The organism is Vibrio sp. 1580 (assembly GCF_033340055.1).
The window spans coordinates 1-767 of sequence record NZ_JAWOVT010000218.1; the positions used below are offsets into that span (position 1 = coordinate 1).

The following is a 767-nucleotide window of genomic DNA, read 5'->3' on the forward strand; positions in this document are numbered from 1 at the left end:
CGACAATGGCGTATCGTCGATTGAAGGTGTGCGCTACGCCAAAGAGAATGGCATTACCGTATTGGTGACAGACCACCATTTGCCAGGACAAGTTCTACCAGAAGTGGATGCGATGGTGAACCCAAACCTCGACAGTTGTGCGTTTCCTTCTAAAGCGTTGGCTGGCGTTGGTGTGGCGTTCTATCTGATGATGGCGTTGTGCGTTCACATGCGCAAACACAACTGGTTTGCTCAGCAAGGCATGCAAGAGCCGAAACTGATGGAGCTGATCGACCTTGTCGCACTGGGCACTGTCGCTGATGTTGTGCCGCTTGATGAGAACAACCGAATTCTGGTGCATCAAGGTTTGCAGCGCATTCGTGCGGGGAAAGCGCGCCCAGGTATTCAAGCACTGATTGAAGTGGCGAAACGCGATGCGCGACGTTTGGTGGCATCGGACTTCGGCTTTGCATTGGGGCCGCGTATTAATGCCGCTGGCCGTTTAGACGACATGTCTTTTGGTGTTGAGCTGCTGATGTGTAACAACATCCACGCTGCACGTCGCATGGCCAGTGAGCTTGATGGGCTCAATCAGACTCGTAAAGAGATTGAAGAAGGCATGAAGCAAGAAGCGATGGCGTTTTGTGAACGTTTGCAGTTTGGCGAAAACAGCGAGCTGCCATACGGCTTATCGCTGTTCCAACGCGATTGGCACCAAGGTGTGATTGGTATTCTCGCTTCGCGTATCAAAGAGAAATTCCATCGTCCAGTCATTGCCTTTGCTGACG

The 767-nt window shown here is 52.0% G+C and carries 1 protein-coding gene; it reads left to right on the plus strand.

The window, feature by feature from the left end; translation table 11 throughout:
• Positions 1 to 767 (plus strand): DHH family phosphoesterase (locus tag R7093_RS25125; RefSeq protein ID WP_318147005.1); only part of this gene is annotated, 767 nt, incomplete at both ends.